Origin of the sequence: Streptomyces sp. NPDC057271, assembly GCF_042668715.1 — a bacterium.
Classification (GTDB): Bacteria; Actinomycetota; Actinomycetes; order Streptomycetales; family Streptomycetaceae; genus Streptomyces.
In genome coordinates, this window is record NZ_JBHUYJ010000007.1 from 99,485 (window position 1) to 123,352 (window position 23,868).

Sequence of the window (23,868 nt, forward strand, 5' to 3'; positions counted from 1 at the left end):
CGGGGGTGGGGCTGACTCCACCCCAAGGGCGCGTCCGGGGGTCGTGCCTGTCACGAAGGGCGCGAGAGGTGAGCCAGGTCACGGCGATTGCGCTCCCGGGAGCACGGGCGTTCCTGTACCCTCGGGCGCTCGGCCCCCAGTAGTCAAATTTGAGGAATGCGTTGTCGCCGTCCCAGAGGCTCGATGAACTCGCCCGCTGCTCCGCCGTCTTCCTGCCCGCCGATCCGCCCCGAGCGGGCCGCATCGCCTTCTGGTCCCCCGACGGGACCCCGCCCACCGACGGACTGCCCGCGACGGAGGACCGGCTGACCGTCGTGACCGACGACGTACGCGCGCAGTCGGTCGCTGCCGCTCTGATCCCCGTACGGGACGCTCTTCCGCTCCTCACGCGCGCCCGGTTCTCGGACGGAGCCTCGCCCGCGACCGCGTTCTGGGGCGCCGCAGCCCTCTTCGCACTGCACCTCGCGGCGCGGGGGCTGCTGCTGCCCGGACTCACGGCCACCGATCGCGACGCCTGGCGGGCCGGACCGCTGGGCCCCGAGGAGCTGGCCGAACTCCAGATGCTCGCCGCGTCGATGCCGCCCGCCGCCCATGCCGTACCGCTGACGGGCCACGGAACCGCGCCCGAGGCCGAACCGCTGTTCCTCCCCGAGCCCGAGAGGCTGCTGCGCGCCTTCGTGGACGCCGTGGTGGACGGTCTGCCGCGCACGCCGGCCGCCCCTCTCGCCGCCGGTGGACCCGCCTTCGCGGCCGACGAGCCTCAGGAGCTGCCCGAGCAGCGGGCCTGGGCGGCGGACGTGGCCGCGGGCCACGACGCGGGCGTACGGCTCTCGCTGCGTCTGGAGCTGCCCGGGCTGACCGAGCAGGAGGCACCGGCCTTCCGGGCCGTGCTCCAGATGCACAGCGTCGCCGACCCGACGCTCGTCGCGGACGCGGCCGAGGTCTGGGCCGGTTCGAGCCCGGCGGGCGCGGCGTTCGGACCCCGGGCCCGGCTGGACGCCCTGCTCGCGCTGCGCCGTGCCGCCCGCGCCTGGGCACCGCTCACACCGCTGCTCTCGGCGGCCGTGCCGGACGCCGTGGAGCTTGCCGACGAGGAGGTCTCGGAGCTGTTCGGCCCGGCGGCCCGGGCGCTGGCCGCGACGGGTCTCCAGATCCACTGGCCGCGCGACCTGGCCCACCGCCTCACCGCCCGCGCCGTCATCGGCCCGCCGGACGGCAGCGGGCCGGATTCAGCCGGACCGCTGGGCGGCAGCGGGCGGGACGCGGCACGGCCGCATGAGGGCAGCGGGCCGGATTCAGCCGGGCCGCTGGGCGGCAGCGGGCGGGACGCAGCCGGACCGCGGGAAGCCGCGAAGTACGCGGGCACCTCGGACGACGCCGACGCCACCGGCTCACCCGGCCCGCGCTCCTCCGCGCTCCCCTCCTTCCTCTCCGCCGACGCGCTGCTCGCCTTCAACTGGCGATTCGCCATCGGCGACCAGGAGCTCACCCGCGCCGAGCTCGACCAGCTCGCCGAGACCGGCCGGCCGTTCGTCCGGCTGCGGGACCAGTGGGTCCTCGTCGACCCGGCGGAGGTACGCCGCGCCCGCGCCGCCAAGGACCACAAGCTCACCCCGGTCGACGCGCTCGGGGCCGTGCTCACCGGGGCGACGGAGGTCGACGGCCGACGGGTCGAGGTCCAGGCGACCGGCTGGCTGGAGCAGTTGCGCGCCCGCCTCGACGACCCCGAGGGCGGGCCGCAGGAGGTCGCGCAGCCCGCCGCGCTCTCCGCCACGCTCCGCGACTACCAGCTGCGCGGGCTCAACTGGCTGCACCGGATGACCTCACTGGGCCTCGGCGGCTGTCTCGCCGACGACATGGGGCTCGGCAAGACCATCACCCTCATCGCGCTCCATCTGCACCGGCAGAGCGAGCCGTCGGCCGCGGGACCCACCCTCGTCGTCTGCCCGACCTCGCTGATGGGCAACTGGCAGCGGGAGATCGAGAAGTTCGCGCCCGGCACGCCCGTGCGCCGCTTCCACGGCCCGGCGCGCAGCCTGGAGAGCCTGGCCGACGGAGAGTTCGTCCTCACGACGTACGGGACGATGCGGCTGGACACCGACCGACTGGCCGCCCGTACCTGGGGAATGGTCGTCGCGGACGAGGCCCAGCACGTCAAGAACCCGTACTCGGCCACCGCCAGGCAGCTCCGCACCATCGGCGCGAAGGCGCGCGTCGCCCTCTCCGGCACGCCGGTCGAGAACAACCTCTCCGAGCTGTGGGCCATCCTCGACTGGACGACACCTGGTCTCCTCGGCAGGCTCGGCACGTTCCGGTCCCGTTACGCAGCCGCCGTCGAGGGAGGCGAGGACCCGGCGGCTGCCGAGCGACTGGCGGCACTGATCCGCCCCTTCCTGCTCCGCCGCCGCAAGTCCGACCCGGGTATCGCTCCCGAGCTGCCGCCGAAGACCGAGACCGACCGGGCCGTCTCGCTGACCAAGGAACAGGCGGGCCTCTACGAGGCGGTGGTACGCGAGACGCTCGCCGCGATCGCCGAGGCGGACGGCATGGAGCGGCGCGGTCTGGTGGTGAAGCTGCTGACGGGGCTCAAGCAGATCTGCAACCACCCGGCCCAGTACCTGAAGGAGGACCGGCCCCGCGTCGACGGCCGTTCCGGAAAACTGGAGCTGCTCGACGAACTCCTCGACACGATCCTCGCCGAGGACGCGAGCGTGCTGGTCTTCACCCAGTACGTGCAGATGGCGCGACTGCTCGAACGGCATCTGGCGGGGCGGGGCGTGCGCACGCAGTTCCTGCACGGGGGCACTCCCGTAGCCGAGCGGGAGGCGATGGTCGCGCGCTTCCAGGCCGGAGAGGTGCCGGTCTTCCTGCTGTCGCTGAAGGCGGCCGGCACCGGGCTCAACCTGACCCGCGCGGGGCATGTCGTGCACTACGACCGCTGGTGGAACCCCGCCGTCGAGGCCCAGGCCACCGACCGCGCGTACCGGATCGGGCAGCAGCAGCCGGTGCAGGTCCACCGGCTGATCGCCGAGGGCACGATCGAGGACCGGATCGCCGGCATGCTGCAGCGGAAGCGGGCGCTGGCCGACGCGGTGCTCGGCTCGGGCGAGGCGGCCCTGACCGAACTGACGGACGCCGAACTGGCCGAGCTGGTCCGGCTCCGCGGAGACGGATACGGCGACGGCCGGGACGGCCCGGGCAGCGACGGATACGGCGACGGCCGGGCCGTCCCAGACGGCCCGGGCGGCGGCGGTCGAGACGGCGATGAGGACCGGCACGGGAACGAGGACGGACGATGAGCGGGTACGCGTACGACGACGAGCGGACCTTCGCGGCGCTGCCGCCGACCGGGGGCTCGGCCTTCGCGCGCACCTGGTGGGGCCGCGCCTGGCTGAAGGCCCTGGAGGACACGGCGCTCGACGGGGAGCAGCTGAAGAAGGGGCGGCGGCAGGCGAGGGCGGGCGCGGTGGGCGCGGTGTCGGTGCGGCCGGGCCGGATCACGGCGGTCGTCAAGGACCGTGACGGCTCCTCGTACCGCAGCGACGTCCTCCTGCAGGAGCTCTCGGAGGACGACTGGGACCGGCTGCTCGACCTCGCGGTGGAGAGCGCGGGGCACATCGCCGCCCTGCTCGATCACGAGATGCCGCCGCACCTGGTGGAGGACGCGGCGGCGGCCGGGCTCGAACTGCTGCCGGGCATCGGCGATCTGGACCCCGAGTGCGGCTGCGAGGCGTGGGACCACTGCCCGCACACCACGGCCCTCTGCTACCAGGTGGCCCGGCTGCTCGACGAGGACCCGTTCGTACTGCTGCTGATGCGGGGGCGCGGCGAGCGGGCGCTCGTGGAGGCGCTCCAGGAGCGCAGTGCGACGCGGGCTGGGACGGAGGAGTCCGCCGCCGAGGGGCCGGTGCCCGAAGGGGTACCGGCCGAGGAGGCCTTCGCCGCGCGGGACATCCTGCCTCCGCTGCCGACGCCGCCCGCGCTCCCCCGGACGCCCGGCGAGCCGCCGTCCCTGGACACGGAGACGGCGCCGGGGCCGGGGATCGATCCGTCGGCACTGGAGGTCCTCGCGGTGGACGCCGCAGCCCGGGCGCACCGGCTTCTGGCCGAGGCGCTCGCCGCTCCGGCGCGTGACCGGGCGAGCGGGGGCATGGGCACGGGGACGGCACGGGCACGGGGGCGGAGAGGGCTCTGACGGTCGCTCAGGACGCGGTGCGGCTGGCCGCCGGGTCTCCCCCGTCGTGGATCACGGCTCGCCTCGCGGACGGGTCCGGTCGGCGTCGGGCGGAGCTGGACGTGGCCGCGCGCGCATGGCGGTTCGGGGGCGCTGCCGCCCTCGCCGTACTGGAGGAGGAGTGGACGCCCGGTGCGGAGGCGCTTGCCCGGGCGAGGGCGGTGCTCGCGGAGGCCTGGGAGGACGACGCTCGGCCCGTCCTGCGACAGGCCGGGGCGGCACGCTGGACGGTGGTCGGTGCGGAGGCGCAGCTGCGTCTGGGCGAGGACGGTCGCTGGTGGCCGTTCCGCAAGGAGCGCGGCCAGTGGATCCCCGCAGGTCCCGCGGACCAGGACCCCGCCGCCGCGCTCGCGGCCCTGTCGGCACGGGAGGAGTGACGGGAGGGGCGCAAGAGGTCGGCGCGCCGTCGCCCTCTTCCAGGGTCACGACAACGGCGCGGTGAGCGGGCGTGCCTTGGCGCCAGGGCGGGCGTAGGCGGTGAGGCTGCAGGCCACGGTGTCGGAGCCGAGGAGGTAGCTGGAGCGGTAGGGGTACTGGACGAACGTGGTCCAGCGGGTGCCCGGCGGTTGCCCGGCCGCCTTGCGGTGCAGCGGCTCGCGACACAGGGTCGCGGCCGCGTCCCTTATGTCCTCGTCGGTGCGGTGGTCACCCGCGAGCCGTAGGACGGTGACGAGCTGGGCGTCGTGTGGCCGGTCGCAGCCGCGCCGTACGACGGTGCCGGGCTCGGCCCGGTCGATGTCGAAGCACTCCCCGGGCCTGAGGCGGTCGTACGCGACGGCGGCGGGTCCGTCGGCCATGCCTCCCTGCGGTGCGAGCCGTTCGCCCGCGGCGGGTGCCGCGTCGGCGCTCACGTCAGCCGAAGCGGCCGGTCGGGCCCCAGGAGTGTCCCCGATCCGGTTCTCGACGCCCTGACGGCTCGTCACCGTGATCGCCGCTGGCAGGAGGAGGAGCGGCACGAGAAGGTACCGGAGGGGCGACGACAACTCGCCGGTGCGCGGTGACATGGCGACCAGGGTCACCCGCCCTGGCCCACCACACCCTGCCCGCGGTCGAGTTGCAGCACGGCCCGTACAGGACTGTGACCGTTCCCTTACCTGTACGCGCCCTTGGCCCTCGCTCGCCGTGCTACAGGCCGAGCTGGCGCTCCGCCCCCTCGACGGTCTGCGCGAGGAGCACGGCGATCGTCATCGGGCCGACTCCGCCCGGTACGGGGGTGATGAGGGAGGCGCGCTCGGCGGCCGTCTCGAAGTCGACGTCACCGATGTTGCCCGGGTTGTAGCCCGCGTCGATCACGACGGCGCCAGGCTTGATGTCCTCACCCCTGATGAAGCGCGGCTTGCCCACGGCGGCCACGAGGATGTCCGCCTCGCGGACGATCGAGGAGAGCTCGGTGGTGCGCGAGTGACAGTAGGTGACGGTGGCGTCGCGGCCGAGCAGCAGCAGGCCGGCGGGCTTGCCCAGGATCGCGGAGCGGCCGACGACGACGGCCCGCTTGCCGCTCAGCTCGACGTCGTACGCGTCGAGCAGGCGCATGATGCCCCCGGGCGTGCAGGAGACGAAGCCGGGAAGGCCGAAGCCCATGGCGGCGAAGGAGGCCATGGTGACGCCGTCGACGTCCTTCTCCGGCGCGATCGCCTCGAAGGCGGCACGCTCGTCGATGTGCGGGCCCACCGGGTGCTGGAGCAGGATGCCGTGGACCTCGGGGTCCTGGGAGAGCGCGGTGATCGCGGCGACGAGTTCCTCGGTCGTCGTCCCGGCGGGCAGCTCGACGTGCTTGGAGCGGATTCCGGCCTTCGCACAGCGGTTCTGCTTCATCTTCACGTACGTGACGGAGGCGGGGTCCGCGCCGACGAGCACCGTGGCGAGGCAGGGCGTGACGCCGGTGCGGCGGGTGATCTCGGCGGCACGGGCGGCGGTCTCCTCGACCGTACGGCGGGCGAGCGCGGTGCCGTCCATGAGGGAAGCGGTGCTGGTGGACATGGGCCACTCCTGGGCGTCGTCGATGACAGGAAGATCGCCCAGGCGCACGGCAGCTTCGGATCCGCGCGGGTGCGCGGGGTCCGGCGGGACCGCTCCCCGGTGGTGATCCACCTCAAGCGCCAGTCACGGCCCGAGCCCTACTCTACGTGAGGCCTGAGCGAGCCCACAGGGGCGGTGTCCGGACAGGGCGGGGACGCGGTGGTGCCGGGGAGCTTGTCGACGCTCTCCGCGCGCACGACGATGACGGACGGACGATCCGACCGTGGGACCTCGACATGGAGGCCGAGTTGAGCGATGCGTGGGTGGCGCCGGAGCCGGACGCCGGTGCGCTGCGCCGGGCGCACGAGGTGTTCACCAGCGGCGGCCAGGTCCGTCTTCCACCGGTACGGCAGCTGGTGGCGGAGTCGTGGCGGCGCTCGGTGCGGGCCCGGGTCAGTCCGGACGGTGCGGCCTGTGTGGAGCTGGCCGACGACGAGCTTGCGGGGGCCCGCGACGAGCATCCGCTGTCCGCGGCGATGCCGGTGATCCGCGAGCTGATGGGCACGTACGCGACGGACGGCGAACATCTGCTGGCGGTCTGCGACGCGGCCGGACGGATGCTGTGGGTGGAGGGCCATCCAGGGACGCTGCGGCGGGCGCGGGCGATGAACTTCGTCGCCGGGGCGCGCTGGTCGGAGTCGGTGGCCGGGACGAACGCGCCCGGGACCGCGATCGCCGTGGACCGGCCGGTCCAGGTGTTCAGCGCGGAGCACTTCCAGCGGCCGGTGCAGGCGTGGACGTGTGCCGCCGCTCCCGTACACGATCCGCGGACCGGGAGGCTGCTCGGTGCGGTGGACATCACCGGCGGGGACCGGCTGGCGCATCCGCACAGTCTGGCGTTCGTCCAGGCGGTGGCGCGGGCTGCGGAGTCCCAGTTGGCCCTCCTCTCGCCGTCGCCCGCAGGGGACCGGCCGCGGCTGGCGGCGCTCGGCCGGGACGAGGCGTTGCTGAGCGTGGCCGGCCGGCGGCTGCGGCTGAGCAGGCGGCACAGCGAGATCCTCGTCGTCCTGGTCCATCGCCCGGAGGGGGTCAGCGGCGACGAACTCCTGACGCTGCTGTACGAGGACGAGTCGGTCACCCCGGTCACCCTGCGGGCCGAACTGTCCCGGCTTCGCGGGCTGCTCGGGCCGGAGCTGCTGCGGTCCCGCCCGTACCGGCTGGCCGCGACGGTGGACGCGGACTTCGCCACGGTGGACCGGCGTCTGGGCTCGGGTGCGCTGTCGGCCGCGCTGACCGACTACGCGGGTCCGCTGCTGCCGGCGTCGCGCGCCCCCGGGGTCGTACGGCTGCGCGAGCGGCTCGCGGACCGGCTTCGGGCGGCGCTGGTGGACCGGGGTGATCCGGCGCTCCTCTCGGACTGGACGTACAGCGCCTGGGGCGAGGACGACGTCGAGATGTGGCGGGCGCTGTCGGAGGTCGTTCCGGCTTCGGGGCGACCGCCGGTGGTGGCCCGGCTGCGGGCTCTGGACGCCGAACTGTCGGCGGGCGCAACAGGGTTGCAACGTCCGGCTCCGCAGACTCGGCGGTGAGCGCCGGCCAGGGACGGCGGGCGCGGTCCGAGGGAGGCCATTTCCATGACCCGTTACGCCGCACCCGGTACCGAGGGCGCGATCATGTCGTACCAGGCCCGCTACGACCACTGGATCGGCGGTGAGTACGTGGCCCCGGCCCGGGGCGGGTACTTCGAGAACTCGAGCCCGGTCGACGGCCGTCCCTTCACCGAGATCGCCCGCGGCACGGCGGAGGACGTGGAGAACGCCCTGGACGCGGCGCACGCGGCGGCCCCGGCCTGGGGCCGCACGGCGCCCGGGGAGCGGGCCGGGGTCCTCCTGCGGATCGCCGACCGGATGGAGGCGCACCTGGAGGAGCTGGCGGTCGCGGAGAGCTGGGAGAACGGCAAGCCGGTCCGCGAGACGCTGGCCGCCGACATTCCGCTCGCGATCGACCACTTCCGCTACTTCGCGGGGGCGCTGCGTGGCCAGGAGGGCACGCTCAGCGAGATCGACGACGACACCGTCGCGTACCACTTCCACGAGCCGCTGGGAGTCGTCGCGCAGATCATCCCGTGGAACTTCCCGATCCTGATGGCGGTCTGGAAGCTCGCCCCGGCGCTTGCGGCAGGCAACGCGGTCGTCCTGAAACCGGCCGAACAGACCCCGGCGTCCGTGCACTTCTGGATGAGCCTGGTGGCCGACCTGCTGCCGCCGGGTGTGGTGAACATCGTCAACGGCTTCGGTGTCGAGGCGGGCAAGCCGCTGGCGTCGTCGCCGCGTGTCGCCAAGATCGCCTTCACGGGTGAGACGACGACGGGCCGGCTGATCATGCAGTACGCCTCCGAGAACATCAGGCCGGTCACGCTGGAGCTGGGCGGCAAGTCGCCGAACATCTTCTTCGACGACGTGTGGGCGGCGGACGACGACTTCCGCGACAAGGCGCTGGAGGGCTTCACGATGTTCGCCCTCAACCAGGGCGAAGTCTGCACGTGCCCGTCGCGCGCCCTGATCCAGCGCGGCCACTACAACGAGTTCCTGGAGGCGGCGGTCGCCCGCACGGAACGGATCGTCCCGGGCCACCCGCTGGACACGGACACCATGATCGGCGCCCAGGCCTCGAACGACCAGCTCCAGAAGATCCTCTCGTACCTGGACATCGGCCAGCAGGAGGGCGCGAAGATCCTGACGGGAGGTCAGCGCATCGAGTACGACGGCGAGCTGGCGGGCGGCTACTACGTCCAGCCGACGATCTTCGAGGGCGACAACCGTATGCGGATCTTCCAGGAGGAGATCTTCGGCCCGGTCGTCGCGGTCACCTCGTTCACGGATTTCGACGACGCGATCCGCACGGCGAACGACACGCTCTACGGCCTCGGCGCGGGCGTCTGGACCCGGGACGGCAACACGGCCTACCGCGCGGGCCGCGCGATCCAGGCCGGCCGCGTCTGGACGAACTGCTACCACGCCTACCCGGCCCACGCGGCATTCGGGGGCTACAAGCAGTCGGGCATCGGACGCGAGACCCACAAGATGATGCTGGACCACTATCAGCAGACGAAGAACATCTTCCAGAGTTACAGCCCCAAAAAGCTCGGGTTCTTCTGAGCGACTTCGGCGAGCCGCTCCGTGAGGTGCTGGGCGGGCGAGCGCGCAAGCCACGAGGTCCTTCCCACCCGCCGACGGCCCCGGCAGCTCCTTCTCCGTGACCGCCGACGCTCTGCGGGCAACCGGTGAGGGGAGCCGGGGCTGCCGTGCCAGCGGCGCGCTCGTTCTGATGCCGGCGCTTGGCCGTCGTACGCGACCGCGAGATCCAGGACCGGCCCGCCGCCGACAGCGGGCCGGTCGCTCGTGTGGGGTACGCGGCTCGGGCTGCTCACCGCCGACCGGCACCTCGCGCCCCCGCGGTCACCTTGCCGTCGTTGCCGCTTCGGCCGGAACGACCGCAGTGCCTCGCGCTCGGGTGGCCACGATGGGTTCGGTGAGCACCTCGGCCCGGCCGCTCTCGTCGACCGATCGGCAGATGATCCGCAGCTCGAAATCGACGGTCCGGCTACGCCTTCCCTTCGACGTCTGGCGCGCCTCTACTTCGACGACGTCGCCGCCACGGACCGGGGCGAGGAACTCGACCGACGCATATCCGGCGAACAGGCTCTCGTGGCCGTCGAGGGTGATCGCCAGGTGCGTTCCTGCGTCTCCGAAGAGCTTCAGTCCGAAGGCCCCGTCGACCAGGTTCCCCGCGTAGTGCGCCTCGGAGTGGGCGACGTAGCGCTGGTGTACGACCTTCACGCGATCTCCTTGTGGATACGGCCGAGGCGGCGGGCTACGGTCTCGCCGTCCAGCTCGATGCCCGGGTAGCCGCGCTTGGCGAGTTCGGTACACATCCGGCGGTACTTGCCGACTCCGCCCACGTAACCGAGGAAGGTCGTCGGCTTGCCGGCAACGTTCGATCCTTGGACGGGAGTCACACCGAGCGATCTACAGTCCCGGTGTCGTCAGTGCCGGGGACGTACTGCAGGCCGCCATTGCTGTACAGCAGCTGACCGTTGATCCAGCCGCCCTCGGGAGAACAGAGGAAGGCCACGAGGTGGGCGCATTCGCGCGGTGTGCCCAGTCGGCCCAGTGGGGTGGCCCGCGTGAGCGTCTGCCGGGCGTGGTCGGTCATCCAGCCGGTGTCGACCGGGCCAGGGTTGACGGCGTTGGCCGTGACGCCGAGTGCGGCCAGTTCGCGGGCGGCGGCCAGGGTGATCCGGTCCAGGGCGCCCTTGCTCGCTCCGTACGGCAGGTTCCCGACGGTGTGGTCGCTGGTGAGGGCGATGACGCGGCCACTGCCGTACGGTCCGGGGAAGCGCTCGGCGTAGGCCCGGATGAGGAGCCAGCTGGCCCGAACGTTGACGGCGAAGTGCCGGTCGAAGCTCTCGAGACTGGTGTCCAGAAGACCGGAGGCGACCGACTCGGCGTGGGCCATGACCAGGGCGGTCACCGGCCGGCCGAGCGCGGCACCGACGCCGTCGAGCACGGTGGCGGCGGCGTCGGGGTCCGTGAGGTCAGCCTCGAGGGCTACGGCCCGGGCGCCGACCTCAGCAAGCCGGGCGGAGAGTTCCTCCGGGGCACCGCGGTCCGGCCCCCAGGGCATCCTCTCATCGTACGGGGTCCAGTAGGTGAAAGCGATGTCCCAGCCCGTCTCCGCCAGGCGGGTGGCGATCGCGGCGCCGAGGCTCCGCCGCCGACCCGCACCGGTCACGAGCGCGACGGGGCGGGGCGCGGCGGCGGGGGTGCGCCCATCGGTCGGTGTCGAGGACACAGGGCCTCCTCACTCCCCGCCGAGCAGGGCCGTCAGGTCCGGCCGGGAGCGGTGCACTGCGACGAAGTTCGGACCGAAGAACCGCTCGTCGAAGAGCGTGTAGGGGCGGAAGTCGACGCGCTGCGGCAGGATCCGTCCCACGTGGTAGCCCAGGGGGTCCAGCAGGCCGTACAGCCGGTACAGGAGCGAGCCCGAGAGGATCGCGGCGTAGCCGTACTCGAACTGGACGGCCGTCACCCGGCCGGCGCGCAGGGCGTCGTGGAAGCCGGTCAGAACGTCCAGTTCCCCTCCTTCGGTGTCGATCTTGAGCAGGTCCACGGTCTCGATGCCGCATGAGGCCAGGTAGTCGTCGCCGCGGAGCACGGGCTCCTCGCGCCACTCGAAACCCGCGTCATGCGGGTAGTCGTACAGGGAGCTGAGCTCGTCGCGCGCCGGGTAGAACTTCACGCGTCGCGTCCCGGAGCGGTCCGCCAGCCCCGTGTCGGCGACGACGACGCCCGGCAGGCCGGCCGTGCGGCGCCGCAGTCGCTGCCGTACGGGCAGGACCACCTCGAAGCAGTGGACGGTGGCGCCGGGGCAGGCGCGGAGCGCGGTGGCGGCCCAGGTTCCGCGGTTGGCGCCGACGTCGAACAGCACGGGCCCGCCGGAGCCCTGACGTGCTGTGGGGCCGGCCTGGCCCAGGCATCGCAGGACGCGCTCCTCGCCGTTGGTGGGTGGGAAGTGGTCCTCGGTGTGGAGTACGGACAGGGCGCCGTACACCGCGTTGCGGGCGACTCGTACAAGGGGGGCATCAGGGCGTCGGCGGACCCAGTCGCGCAGGGCGCGGTCCGCCCAGGAGGGCAGGCCGCTGGGCCGCACGGCCGGGAGGGAGCGGGCCGTCGGCGGGCTCATGAGGCGCCCCCTGCGCCGGGTCCCGCGGCGGGGCCGGTGCCAGGCCCCGCGGCAGGTCCGGTGCCGGGTCCAGGCGGGCTGCCGGTCCCGGTCGCGACGCCGGTGACCGCACCGGCGTTCGGGTCGGAGGCCCGGATAGCCGTCCCGATGGTGCTGACCATCCTCCGGAAGCCGCGGAAGCGGGTGACGGTGTACACCCACAGTCCGGTCGCGGCGACGGCCGGCCCCACGATGAGGACAGCCGGCCGCTCCCTGTCGACCAGCATGACCACTACGTAGCCGCAGATCAACAGCACTGGCGTACAGCCGAACAGCAGCATGGAGTACACGTCGGCGGCCGTGCTGCTCTGGACGTACACCCGCCCCTGCGGCGCGGACGCGCCGTACAGCGCCCGAGCCGTGGTTCCGCCGCCGGTGTCGATCCTGCGCAGGAAGTGCTCCCAGCGCAGGACGGGACGGCTGACGCACGCGGTGAGCTGCGGGCTGAGTTCCAGGGCGATGTAGCCGGCGATCTTGTACACCTGCCCGGCGTGGTCCACCCAGAACAGCCACAGGAAGCTGGAGGCGGCGGCGAGGCCGAGCAGGACGTCCGGGAGCCGGGTCATCACGGAGAGACCGGTGCCGAGTGCCGCGAGCTGGAGCGTGATGAGGGCGTAGGCCAGGTTGGTGCGGTTGTTGATCTCCGCTCGGAGGTTCTGGAACTCGGTGATGTCGATCTCCTCGGGGGTGGGCGGAGCACCGCTCATCCCGCTTCCCCCGCGAAGCCGTCCGGGTCCGCCACGGCGCCCGACGGGCCGCCCGCGCGGGCCGCCGCGTACATCTCCTCGAGCCGGCACGTGTACGTGTCGATGCCGTAGCGCCGCACCCATTCCCGGCCTCCGGCGACAACCCGGCGGTGCAGCGCCTCGTCGTCGTCGAGCAACCGCAGCGCGGCCCGCGCGAGGGCGGCACTGTCACCGCGCGGCACGACCAGTCCGTTGACCTCGTCGGCCACGGTCTCCACCAGGCCGCCGGACGCGGCGACGATCACGGGCCGCTCGGAGGCCATGGCCTCCAGCGGGACCAGTCCGTACGGCTCCTCCCCCGTCGTGGGGTACCAGACCAGGTCGCAACCGCGGTAGGCGTCGCCCATGGTGAGGGGCGGGAAGTCCTGGAAGACGACGTTCTCGGCGACGCCGGCGTCGGTCGCGTATGCCATCAGGCGCTGTCGGAGTTCGGAGACGACCGCCGACTCGCCGATGATGTTGTCACCCGCGCAGAGGACGAGGGTGCCGCGGCCCAGTCGCCTGCGCACCTCGACGAAGGCCTCCAGGCCGGTGTCCACGCCCTTCCACGGGAGCGGGCGGGCGGGATGGAAGATCACCGGCCGTTCGAGCCCGACGAACGCCTCGTGCCGGGGGCCCTCCGGCGCGAACCGCGACAGGTCGATGCCCAACGGCAGCGTCACGGACGGGGCCCTGCTCGGAAGGGAGGCGCGCAGAAAGTCGCTGACGTACAGCAGCAGGTGCCACGGCAGGTCCATCACGTCGTGGAGCACGTGCTCACCGGTGTGGTCGTGGACGCTGTTGAGTACGACGGGGCCTGGGTGTCCGGCGCGGCCGCCGGCGGCGTCCACGGCGGCCAGGACGCCGTGTGCGAGCTGCGGCCCGTAGTGGTGTGCGTTGTGCAGGTGCACGGCGTGGGGCCGGTCGGCGTCGAGGAGGGGCCGGACGATCCTCTCGATCGATCTGAGGTGCGCGGCGCGGCCCTCGGAGCCGGCGCGGTGGACCCGGAGGAGTTCCGCGGGCCGCAGGAGCGGGTGCCGGTGCACCGGCACTCCCTCCCACACCTCGTCAGACTCGTCCCCGCCCACCAGGCAGATGATCTCGTGGCCCCGTCTGCGGAGTGCCCGCACCAGGTCGGCCAGATGCGTCTCGACCCCGCCCCAGGTGGGCGGGAAGGCGTGAGCCACCATCATGATGCGCAAGTGACGGCCTCTCGGGTTGCAGATGACGTCCGTTGCCCCGCGCGCCGTGCTCCGGCGCCGTCCCGGGCGCGGGGACCCGGCTTCGACCGTGGATCAGTGTGGCAAACACCCAGGACTGATGCCGGGAACACTTCGCCGACGCGCCGACGGGGTGGGCCAGTCGGCCGCAGGAGCTCCCGAGGGCATGGTCGGCCGGCTCACCGACCGCCCTTGACTGGCCGACTGAGGCTTGTCCCGCAAAGATCGCGTGGCAGTGAGCCGGTTCCGCCGGCCGGACGGCGACGCGGCATGATCGCCCGCGTGACCAACGACGGGGATCTACATCCTGTACGGATAGCCGACTACCACGACGGACCCTTCGGCCTGCGCCCCGAGCTGCTGGACGAGAGGTTGTTCTGGATGGGGCACCTCCAGTCCTGCGCCGATGGTGGAGCCGGTGAGCTGCTGTTCGGGCTCGGCTATGCCTGCACTGTCCATCGGTCCTACTGGCAGCGTCTGTGGCAGTGGGCCGACTGGCCCGCCGAAGCCGGTGGCCTCGATGAGCACGTCGGTGGGGACAGTGGTGCCGTCGGCGCCGACGACCTCGTTGCCGCGTACGGCGCTCACGGCGGTGGGATGCAGGCGCACGTGCGGCTGGGACAGGGCCCGGTAGAAGGAGCTGGACGTCAGGAGGCGCTTGCAGCCCAACCGGCAATCCGGTGTCAGGTGCCGGCGCAGCTGCCGATCGCGGACCGCAGGGCGCAGGTGCACGCGGGCGCCCGCCTCGAGGAGGTGAACGGCCTGCGGATGGCGGAACGCGTAGCCGACGCCCTCCTGCAGGGCGTACTGGCCGGCGCGCAGGGCGCCGCGCGCTCCGGGTAAGCGGTCCATGAGCCGGTTGAGCACCGTGGGGAGTGGCAGATCGGGCTTGGGCAGCACCCACTGGGCGGTGCGCTGGAAGAGGTTCACGGTCGCGGCCTGGCCTTCGATGGCCGGGACGATCTGGACGGCGGAGGCGCCGGTGCCCACCACGGTCACCCGTCGGCCGGTCAGGTCGACGCTGTGATCCCACTGGGCGGTGTGGAACACGGGACCGTCGAAGTCCTCGATGCCGGGGGCGTCCAGGCGGCGCGGGAGGTGCCACGGGCCGGTGGCCAGGACCAGTACCGCCGCGCTGTACGGTCCGTCGCTGGTCTCCAGCAGCCAGCGGCCAGCTGCCCTATCCCACCTTGCCGCAAGCACCTGCACACCGCAGCGCAGCACGTCGCCGAGCCGGTAGCGCTCGGCCGTGGCCTGCAGATAGGCGAGGATCTCCTGTTGTCCGGCGAAGAACCTGCTCCAGGCGGCATCCGGGGTGAAGGAGTAGCTGTAGAGCGTCGAAGGCACATCGCAGGCGCAACCCGGGTAGGTGTTCTCCCTCCAGGTACCGCCGATGTGTGTCCCTTTCTCCAGAACGAGGACGTCGTCGAACCCTGACTCGCGAAGCCGAACGGCGGCGCCGATCCCGGAGAACCCCGCTCCGACGATCACAGCTCGCACGTCCCTGACAGTCCGTACACTCTGCGCCGGGATCACAACAACGCTCCAGCCGGGCGGCCGGCGCGCAGGCCGCCGCGCGCACACAGTGCTCGCAAGGACGTTCGGCGGGCGAAACCCGACCACTGGGTCTGGGACGTAGCAGTGTGGGACAGCAAGGCAATGGGGGACAAGACGCGCCTGAGCAGTGTGATCACCTACCGCCAACGATCACGACGCCGCGGCCTCACCCCACCCGACGGCTACCAGGGTTCAACGTTCTCCGCGGAATGCGGCCGTCTGCGTCCTCGCCGATCAGCCGACCGCTTTGAACGTGTTGGCTTCACCAGAGCGGGGCCGGCCGCGGGCCAACAGGTCCTGCTCTGCGTCCCGCGCAGGGTCGGTCGCCGTTGGCGTCGCGTAGTAGCTGCTGCTGAAGCGCGGCCGAGCTGCTGGTGCTCACGCCGGATCGGCCAGCCCCCACGAACTGTTGGCCAGGACCAGGGCGTCGCCGGGGTCGGACTCCTTGCGGGAGACGGAGTGGCGGCTGCGGTAGCGGGCGGCGCCCATCGGGTTGATCGCGAACACCTGGCGGCTGCCGGTCCGGAGCACCGCGACGAGTAGTCCGCGGGAAGTCTCGGTGGCGACAAGGTGGGACGGTCGAGGATCGCAACGATCGGAGTGCCATCGAGCGAGATCAGCCGGCGCCGAATGGCGGTCGTCCTTCGGGACGACCGAGAATCGCGGCCCCCCGTCTGCTGGAGAACGCCGGACCACACCGACAATCTGGCGCCAATCCTGCGGCGGCTGATGTCCGTACGGCCTCAACCCCCAACCTCCGCCAATCCATCCACCCCGCACACCCTCACCGGGCTTGAACCCTCGCAGGCGCGGCGGGCACCAAGATCCGGACCATTTCCGGACCAGTCGCGTCCAACAAGCCGTAGGCACCGCAGTTTTCGCTGGTCAGCGTGTGTGCGACGGCTGTGCCACCAGGAGACGAAGAACCTGCTGGTGAGCTACTCCCCGAAGAAACTCGGCTTCTTCTAACGGCACGAAAGAAGGCGCCTGGCCTGGGCGTTTGCCCGGGTCAGGCGCCTTCTTGGAGCGCCCAGTACTCCAGCTCGCTGGTCAAGCAATTCAAGGCCAGGGGCTGGGCGATGAGGACGAGCGCAATCTCGTTGCAGTCCACTGACGGGTGGCTGTGTTCCTTCGCCGAAGGTCGGCACGTCCGCCACTGCGACGTCCAGTCGTAGCCGTACGAAGCGCAGCGGATGCCTCAAGCCTCGGTCGACGGCTGTGTCGGCGCTGATCTCGGCGACAAGGTCGGGGATGACGAGGATCGGGTCGAGGGTGTCGCGGCTGCCCCACGTGGCGGTGAACCGTACGCCGGCCCACGGGTGGTCGGGGCCGGCCACCAGCGCCAGGTGCGGCTCAGCTTCCTCGGACGACGCGACTAGAACCCGAGGCCGGCCCGGACCTGGCCCGCCACACGGTTCGCGAGGGCGCCGACGTCGATCTTGGGGACGATCCATTGGATGTCCCGTGCCTCGGGGAGGCGGAGCGGCTGGTCGGACTGGTAGTGGAAGGGGGCGATCAGGCCGAACTCCAGGCCCGTGGCGTACGAGTAGGACGCGAGCTGGTACGGGAAGCGCCAGAACCCGCCGACCGCCGCCTCGATGAGGATGTCCGCCTCGATGCGCAGGGTCAGGACGGGCTGCACGCTGATGCGGGCCAGGGTGTCGAAGGTCAGGACCCCCTTCGCATAGGCGAGCCGGGCACTGGCGTCGAGGCCTCCGCGCAACAGGACGCCACCGGTGAGGGTGATACCGCCGGTGGCGCTGGCAATGGCCACGGACGCACCGAGGCCGGCGCGCACGAACATCTCCAGGCCCGCTTCCGCGGGCAGCACGAGGCGTGCCTCCGCCGCGAGTTCGGCGTTCATGTCCTCTTCGAGAGGGTTGAACGCGCCACGGATGACCATGTCCCGGATTTCGCCGGGGCCGAAGCGGTAGAACACGGCAAGGCCGCCGCCGATGCGGGCGACCAGGCCGACCGCTCCGATGCCGAGGGGGATCGCGAAGATCGGGATGTCGGGCAGGCTGTGGCGGAACAACTCGTGGCGGGCGCCGCGGGGTTCGAGGAAGCGATACGGGGGAAAGCGCAGCTCGCCGGAGACGCGGAGCTTCCTGTCCCGGCCGTACTCGACGCCGACGGTGCCGACCAGACCAGGACGGATCGTCAGACTGCCGGTGCCGCGGCCGCTGATCCGGCCGTCCTCGTCGAGGTGCGCGTCGAGCCGCCCGGCGAACCGGCCGCGCCTGAGCTCGATGGACCCGTCCCCGCCGAAGAGTCCGTCCCGGTAACGCAGGGCGATCTCGCCCTCGGCGCCCAGCAGGGCGAAGGTCGTGCGGGCGGTTCCCGTCACGCGCTCGCCGTCGTAGGTCACCGCGACATCCACCGGTCGCAGGCCCGGGACCTTCAGGAGGGCCTTGCCGCCGTAGACGATCCGCTCCCCCGACCTGCGCACGGTCAACTGGGCGGGGCTCTCGCCGGGCAGCATCACGTCGATCTGGCCGCCGACCCGCCACGCGCCGCCGCCGACGTCGAGCCGCACCTCACCGCCGCGCACGAGCCCGGAGGGCTTCGAGGCGCGCGCGACGAAAAGCCCGGTGAGTCCGGTCAAGGGGCGGTACTCGACGTCGCCGGTCGCCTCGTCGAGACCGGGGACGCGCCCGACGAGCCGGCCCTTGGCGAACAGCCCCTGCGCGTCCACCCCCGCTTCCATCCGTCCGGTGACCAGCGAACCGAGGACGAAGGCAACGTGGCCGCCCACCTGGAGCTGCGGGGCGATGCTCAGCGCGAGGGCGGCCTCGGTGACCTTGAACGGCGGCAGCGACAGCTTGTCCGCGGGCGCCTGCGCCGAGCCGCGGAAGCCGCTGCGGTCCCAGTCCACGGTGATCGGAACCCGGGAGAGCAACGGAACGCTGGGGGTGAGGGTGCCGTGTCCGACGAGCCCGTCCTCGGTCGTGGAGAGCGTGAGCCTGCCGGTGGACAGATAGGGGTACAGGAAACGGATCTCCTGTTTTCCGCCGCTCAGTGACAGGGTCCCCGTCGCGAATGGGTCCTTGACCGCGAAGGCCAGCTTTCTGTCCTCGGCCTTCGGGATGCTGATCGGCAGCCGGGTGCCCCTGCGGACCGCGATGTCCTTGGCGTCGCCGTCGGCGGTGCCGGAACCGAGCCAGCCGGTGATCGTGTGCGCGCCCTTTCCCGACGAGGGGCGGCTCAGCCTCTCCAGTGCGACACCCGCGATCAGCTCCCGTGCGGCACGGTTCTCCGGTACGGGACTGGTCTCGATCTCGTCGTGGCCGTCGCCCGCCGGCTTGTCCGGCACCCGCAGGGTCTGTCGGCTCGGGCCGCTGACCAAGGGGTAGGGCTTGTACGCGGCCCAGGCGTCGGCGGCCGTCTTCAGGTCGTCCGCCGCGGGCCGCCGCCCCGCCCGCAGGTCCGCCTCCGCGGTGAAGTGGACCTGCAGCGCGGACTTGGCCTGGCGGGAGGCGAAGGGCGGGTCCAGAGCCCTCCACTCCTTGCCGTACTCCCCGGACTGCGTGGCGCTGCCGAACCACAGGATCACCTGGCGCGGCCGTTTGCGCCCCTTGGCCGCCAGCGCGTCCGATACGGAGGCGGCGGCCTGCTGGACGTGCCGGGCGATGGTGCGGCCGCTGTCCATGTTGTCGGGCCCGTCGTGCGGGGCCAGGTTCTCGGGGACGTTGGTGCCCCCGAGCTGGAGCTCGACGACGTGGTCGATCTGGGACTGCACGGAGTTGACGTACGGATCGAACTCCGTGCCCTTCGCGGCGTCACCCCCGGCGTCCTTCCACCAGGCGGCAGCCTGCTCCTGGGGCCACTGCATCCGCAGCAGCCATAGCCTGCGCAGTTCCTTGGAGGGTGCCCGCTTCTGCCAGAGGCCTGACCTCGGGCGGCTCCCGGACATGTCGACCACCGCCTGCAGCCCGTGGGCCTTGGCAATGGCGTCGTACGTCTCCCGCCAGGGGCCCTTGTTCTCCGGGACGACGAAGGCGCCCAGGTTGACCCGGACCATGTCGGCCGGGTCGCCGGGAGAGCGCTGCTCCTCGTTGACCATGCGTGGCTCGTCCGCGTAGGTGACGCTGTACTCGTCCTTGGGCTCCAGCTTGGTCCAGCTCATGTCGGCGCGGCCCAGGAAGGGACCGGCGGGCCGCTCCCACCGCCACCCGGTGGGCAGCGGCTCGCCGCGCGCGTGGAACGCGGACGCCGTGTGCGCCTGCTGTTCCAGGCGGGCGTCGGCGACGGGCGGGGCGACGGAGGGGTGTGTCCGCAGGAAGCCGGGCGCCGAGGGGTGGCCTCCGTGCTGGGCGACATGAGCGAGCTCGTGCGCGATGAGGGCCCGGCCCCGGCGCGACATCGGATCGTACGCGCCGTGCGAGAAGACGATGTCGTTGCCCACGGTGTAGGCGAGGGCCCCGAGTTCTCCGGTCGCCCGGTCCGCCTCGGGACCGGCGTGGACGCGCACCGGGGAGAAGTCGTGTCCGTAGCTCGTGGACAGCTGATCGCGCACGCCCGGTTCCAGGGGCGTGCCATGTCCCTGGAGGCCCGAGGCCGCGGTGCTGTGGGCGGCGTCGGTCATGACGGGACCCAGCCCCGGATCTCGTTGGCGGCCAAGGGACGTTCGAGCTTGTCGCACTCGATCCTGGCGGCGTCGAGGACGTGGCGCATGCCCACGGGTACGCCCTCGTCGGCGGCGAGGAACGCGGCGTGCAGCGCCAGCTGGGCGATGGTGCCGCCGCTGACGGCCAGTTGGGCCAGCCGACGGGGGTCGAGCCCCTCGCTGGGTACGCCCGGCGGGAACGCCCCGGCCCACAGCCGGGCGCGCTGCTCGGCGTCGGGGAAGGGAAAGGTCACGACGAACCGCATCCGGCGGACGAAGGCGGGGTCGATCGCCTCGCGGGCGTTCGTGGTGAGGATCGAGATGCCGCGGAAGGTCTCCAGGCGTTGCAGCAGGTACGACACCTCCAGGTTGGCGTAGCGGTCCCGGCTGTCCCGTACCTGGGTGCGCTTGGCAAAGAGGGCGTCGCCCTCGTCGAACAGCAGCACCGACCCGGTCTCGGCGGCGTCGAACAGCCGAGCGAGGTGCTTCTCGGTCTCGCCGATGTACTTGCTCACCACCTGGCTGAGGTCCGCGGCGATCACGTCGAAGCCCAGCTCGTGGGCGACCGCCTCGGCGGCGGTGGTCTTGCCGGTGCCGCTGGGTCCGGCGAACAGCGCGGTCACCGCGAGACCTCGGCCTCGCTCGGCGTACCCCCACTCGCCGTGCACCCGCCTTCGCCGTCGTACGTGCGCGAGCAGGGCACGCAGCGAACGGTTCGCCTGATCGGGCAGGACGAGGTCGTCCAGCCCGGCCACCGGGCGGCGCACCGTCGCGAGGCCGTGCAGCGGACGTGCGGCGACGGCCCGGCAGGCCGTGGCGACATCAACGGGCGGGCTGCCGACGGCCTCGGGCCCGGTGGCTCCCGTTTCTCCGGGTGCGGAGGCGAGCCGGCCGGAACGCTCCACGGCCAGGGCGATGCCCGCCGGAGTGAGCGGATGCCGCTCGGCGAGTTCGGCCGGGTCGTCGCTCAGGCGCGCCTCGCGCAGGGCAGCGGCGAACAACTCCCGTCGTTCGCTCACCGAAGCGGGTGGCAGCCGCAGCACCGGAAGGTCGCTTCCGGGGGGTGCCTCGTCCGCCGACAGCACGGCGGGAAGGCCGAGCGGTGCTCCGGTAGTCAGGAGCCGTACGCAGCGTGGCAAGGATTCGGCGGTTCCCTCGACGAGCAGCAGCCTCGGCCCGAGCCCTGCCTCGCGGGCGAGCAGGCGCGCCAGAGTGTCCATGGCGGGCGCGGTGTCGGGCAGGTCGAGGCCGTCGACGGCGAGCACGGTGAGCCCGATCCGCTCGGCGGCGTCGACGACGGCCTGGCGGCGGGTGAGCCGGTCCTCGCCGGTGAGCAGACAGCCTTCGATGCCGGGAGCGGGGCGGACAAGGGCGGCCAGGGAGGCCACGACGGCACCCTGCCCGGGAGCCAGCCGGCACACCGGAGCGACGAGCCGGGCGCGCCCGGCCAGGCGGTCGTCCATCGTGTCGGCGCCGAGCAGGGCGTGCAGGATGCGTTCGTCGGCGGCGAGGGGCAGTTGCGAGAGGCCACCGAACTCGGTGGGCGGCAGCTGCGCCGGCACGTCGAGCAGTCGCCAGCCCCGCAGCGGGGCATCGGGCAGCAGGGCGCTCCAGTGCGGGTCCGGGAGTTCGGCCAGGGCGCGGGCGAAGGTGACCGGGCCTGTCGCCGTCGGCAGACCCAGCTCGGGAGCGGCGACCGCGACCAGCAGGTCCCGCTCGAACGACGTGAGGGTGAACAGCCCGCAGAGCCGCTCGAGGGCCGTGGGCAGACCCGTCGTCTCCCGGACCTCGGCGGCGAGCAGCTCGGCGGCGCGGGCCGGTTCGTCCGCCTCGTCGGGGCGGGCGTCGAGACGGGCCGCGGCCGCGGCGGCGGCCAGGGCGAGATGCCGCTGGTTGTCGCGGGCCCAGACACGCTCGCGGTCGGGCGCGTCGAGCCGAGGTTCGGTGTCGGAAAGGGTCACAGGGTCACCACCGGAAGGACATACAGGCCGTGGGAGTCCAGGCCTGGGAGGCTGCGCGCGCCGTCGACCTCGACGGTGACGCGGTACGGGCCCGCAGGGGCGTCGGTCACCGTGAACTCCACTTGCGCGGTGGGGGGATTCGCGGCGGGCAGTTCGGCCACGAGGGCGAGCGACACCGCCGATCCCGGCGTGGTGGCGTCGAGCAGCAGCCGCACCCGGTTGGCGTGTCCGACCGGCGGGGTGACGGTGGCGGAGACGGTTCCCGTGCGCAGCCCCGGCTGGTGGCCCGTGCTGGTGGTGGCGGAGACCGGACCGAGGGTGGGGACCACCAGGACGACGACGGGCGCGCTCACCTGCACGGGGCGGGTCGCGGACAGGGTGGGGTGTGCCGGCGGCCCGCTTCTGCGGACGGAGATCCGCCGTCGGCCGGGTGCGAGTGCCGGAGAGGTGAGGACGAGGTGGGTGTCGTCGGCCACCGTGACGCCGGAGACGGGAGCGCCGTCGACCAGGACCTCGCTCGTCTCGCCCTCACGGGCGGAGAGGGCGTGGCCGTGCAGATGGAGATTGGGCATGGGGTTGTCGGCCCGTACGGGAGCCCCCCTGCCCTCGGGTCCCGCGGCGCCGTCCAGCCTCGGCGGTGTGAAGGGTGCGACCCCGGCGAGGAGCGTACGGACGGGGAGGACCGCCCCGGGATCACCGTCGCCGTCCACGAGCACGGGGCCGGCGGTGACGGCGAGCGTCACCGTGAAGGTCGCGGGCGGGAACAGGGCCCACAGACGCGTCAGTTCGTCGGTGGAGAGGGCCTCCGGCGTGACGCGGACCGGCTCGTCGGCCTGCGCCAGGTCGTTGTCGGCGATCTCAGGGTGGTCCGTCTCGGCCTCTGCGAGCAGGGTGTCGGTGACGTAGGGGACGGTGTGCAGGGCGGCGGCGGTCCTGGCCAGGAGCTGCTGCGTCTGCCATTCGTCGGAGCCGCGGAAGGTGAACAGGTAGTGCAGGTCGAGCGCCGCCTTCGGTTTCTGCCGCAGGTGCCCGGCGGAGGAGCGGGTGGGCAAGTCGGCGAGGGACAGCGTCGCGTTGCGCGAGACCCGGTACAGGTGCACGCCGACGCGGGCCTGATCCCCCGTGTTGTCGAGGGGACCGGGGGCGACGACCGGTCCCGGGTTGATGCCGAGCCCGTTCACAGCGTTCTGTACGAGGGTGGTGAGGGCGGCGGTGACGGCCGGCACGGCCAGGGCGTTGCTCATCGGGTCCTCACCACAGCGTGCTCAGGTCGTCGAGGTCGGTGTACCACTGCTCGATGCCGTTGAGCAGGATGTCGGTGTTGTCGCCGGCGGCCGTCGTGTCGGCGTCGATCGAGCTGCGCAGAAGCTGCAGGTTCTCCTGGAGCAGGGGGTCGTTCTGGGCCGCCTGCTGGACTTCCATGACGTCGAGCACCTTGGCCATCGTCTCGAGTTCGGCCTTCTCGTCCTTCAGGGCCGCGTCGGCGGCTACGAGGAGGGCGTCGACCTCTTCTCTGATCTGCGCGAGGAAGAGGTCCAGGCCCTCGTCGACCAGGTCGTCGTCATCGCCGCCCCGCAATTCCGCCAGCCGCGGCACGACGACGACCATCCCCGGTCGCAGGTGGTCGAGGTCGAGGCCCGGATTGGCCTCGCGGATCACCTGCGCGGCCTTCTCCTTCACGGCCTTGGACGTTCTGGTCTTCAGGAGCCGTGTAGTCAGGGCGGCGAGTGTCTTCTCCTGCTCGACGACGACGATCGGCATCGGTGCGGGGTCCTTCCGGAAGTCGGGGCGGGTGGTTCGAGCGCGCGAGGGAGCGGACGGT

16 protein-coding genes, 2 pseudogenes and 1 riboswitch are annotated in these 23,868 nt (G+C 72.4%); of the genes and pseudogenes, 4 read left to right on the plus strand and 14 right to left on the minus strand.

Features of this window, described 5'->3' with window-relative positions; translation table 11 throughout:
• Window positions 1-161: 161 nt before the first annotated feature.
• Entirely contained in the window at window positions 162-3,299 is a 3,138-nt protein-coding gene (locus tag ACFUJR_RS05680) for a DEAD/DEAH box helicase (protein ID WP_383450236.1), read from the plus strand.
• Window positions 3,296-4,611 (plus strand): annotated as a pseudogene (locus ACFUJR_RS05685) (SWF or SNF family helicase). The gene ACFUJR_RS05680 and the pseudogene ACFUJR_RS05685 overlap by 4 nt, the downstream one beginning before the upstream one ends.
• A 45-nt stretch (window positions 4,612-4,656) precedes the next feature.
• Here ACFUJR_RS05685 and ACFUJR_RS05690 read toward each other — a convergent pair.
• The gene (locus ACFUJR_RS05690) at window positions 4,657-5,238 is read right to left on the minus strand and encodes a hypothetical protein (protein WP_383166149.1); all 582 of its coding nucleotides are present in this window, start codon (window positions 5,236-5,238) and stop codon (window positions 4,657-4,659) included.
• Between the two features lie 121 nt (window positions 5,239-5,359).
• Window positions 5,360-6,214, minus strand: a complete 855-nt coding sequence (locus ACFUJR_RS05695) for a bifunctional 5,10-methylenetetrahydrofolate dehydrogenase/5,10-methenyltetrahydrofolate cyclohydrolase (RefSeq protein ID WP_383166152.1) — start codon at window positions 6,212-6,214, stop codon at window positions 5,360-5,362.
• Between the two features lie 29 nt (window positions 6,215-6,243).
• Window positions 6,244-6,351: riboswitch (ZMP/ZTP riboswitch) on the minus strand.
• 150 nt (window positions 6,352-6,501) lie between these two features.
• Between ACFUJR_RS05695 and ACFUJR_RS05700 the strand changes: the two genes are divergently transcribed.
• Entirely contained in the window at window positions 6,502-7,782 is a 1,281-nt protein-coding gene (locus tag ACFUJR_RS05700) for a GAF domain-containing protein (RefSeq protein ID WP_383166155.1), read from the plus strand.
• A 45-nt stretch (window positions 7,783-7,827) separates the two neighbouring features.
• Window positions 7,828-9,351 (plus strand): aldehyde dehydrogenase family protein, encoded by a 1,524-nt coding sequence (locus ACFUJR_RS05705; RefSeq protein WP_383166158.1) that lies wholly within the window; start codon window positions 7,828-7,830, stop codon window positions 9,349-9,351.
• Between the two features lie 300 nt (window positions 9,352-9,651).
• On the opposite strand, the gene ACFUJR_RS05710 is transcribed toward ACFUJR_RS05705, so the two are convergent.
• The 12 genes and pseudogenes from ACFUJR_RS05710 to ACFUJR_RS05765 form a co-directional block, all read right to left on the minus strand.
• The gene (locus ACFUJR_RS05710; RefSeq protein ID WP_383166162.1) at window positions 9,652-10,032 is read right to left on the minus strand and encodes a hotdog fold domain-containing protein; all 381 of its coding nucleotides are present in this window, start codon (window positions 10,030-10,032) and stop codon (window positions 9,652-9,654) included.
• Window positions 10,029-10,211: a hypothetical protein gene (locus tag ACFUJR_RS05715; protein WP_383166164.1), complete on the minus strand. Its 183-nt coding sequence runs from the start codon at window positions 10,209-10,211 to the stop codon at window positions 10,029-10,031. Before ACFUJR_RS05715 ends, ACFUJR_RS05710 begins: the two co-directional genes overlap by 4 nt.
• Complete coding sequence (locus tag ACFUJR_RS05720; RefSeq protein WP_383166167.1) at window positions 10,208-11,047, minus strand: SDR family oxidoreductase; 840 nt, start codon at window positions 11,045-11,047, stop codon at window positions 10,208-10,210. Before ACFUJR_RS05720 ends, ACFUJR_RS05715 begins: the two co-directional genes overlap by 4 nt.
• A 9-nt stretch (window positions 11,048-11,056) precedes the next feature.
• Entirely contained in the window at window positions 11,057-11,938 is an 882-nt protein-coding gene (locus tag ACFUJR_RS05725) for an FkbM family methyltransferase (RefSeq protein WP_383166170.1), read from the minus strand.
• Window positions 11,935-12,684 carry a hypothetical protein gene (locus ACFUJR_RS05730; protein WP_383166173.1) on the minus strand — a complete coding sequence of 250 codons (750 nt, stop codon included), beginning with the start codon at window positions 12,682-12,684 and terminating at the stop codon, window positions 11,935-11,937. The genes ACFUJR_RS05725 and ACFUJR_RS05730 overlap by 4 nt, the downstream gene beginning before the upstream one ends.
• Window positions 12,681-13,895 (minus strand): glycosyltransferase family 4 protein, encoded by a 1,215-nt coding sequence (locus ACFUJR_RS05735; protein WP_383166176.1) that lies wholly within the window; start codon window positions 13,893-13,895, stop codon window positions 12,681-12,683. The genes ACFUJR_RS05730 and ACFUJR_RS05735 overlap by 4 nt, the downstream gene beginning before the upstream one ends.
• 327 nt (window positions 13,896-14,222) lie before the next feature.
• Window positions 14,223-15,422: a flavin-containing monooxygenase gene (locus tag ACFUJR_RS05740; RefSeq protein ID WP_383166179.1), complete on the minus strand. Its 1,200-nt coding sequence runs from the start codon at window positions 15,420-15,422 to the stop codon at window positions 14,223-14,225.
• Between the two features lie 465 nt (window positions 15,423-15,887).
• A pseudogene (locus ACFUJR_RS05745) lies at window positions 15,888-16,046 on the minus strand (transposase); the annotation flags it as partial.
• Between the two features lie 808 nt (window positions 16,047-16,854).
• The gene (locus ACFUJR_RS05750) at window positions 16,855-20,064 is read right to left on the minus strand and encodes a DUF4157 domain-containing protein (protein ID WP_383166182.1); all 3,210 of its coding nucleotides are present in this window, start codon (window positions 20,062-20,064) and stop codon (window positions 16,855-16,857) included.
• The gene (locus ACFUJR_RS05755) at window positions 20,061-22,046 is read right to left on the minus strand and encodes an ATP-binding protein (protein ID WP_383166185.1); all 1,986 of its coding nucleotides are present in this window, start codon (window positions 22,044-22,046) and stop codon (window positions 20,061-20,063) included. The genes ACFUJR_RS05750 and ACFUJR_RS05755 overlap by 4 nt, the downstream gene beginning before the upstream one ends.
• Complete coding sequence (locus tag ACFUJR_RS05760) at window positions 22,043-23,290, minus strand: DUF4255 domain-containing protein (RefSeq protein WP_383166187.1); 1,248 nt, start codon at window positions 23,288-23,290, stop codon at window positions 22,043-22,045. Before ACFUJR_RS05760 ends, ACFUJR_RS05755 begins: the two co-directional genes overlap by 4 nt.
• A 7-nt stretch (window positions 23,291-23,297) precedes the next feature.
• Complete coding sequence (locus ACFUJR_RS05765) at window positions 23,298-23,807, minus strand: hypothetical protein (RefSeq protein WP_383166190.1); 510 nt, start codon at window positions 23,805-23,807, stop codon at window positions 23,298-23,300.
• Window positions 23,808-23,868 lie beyond the last annotated feature (61 nt).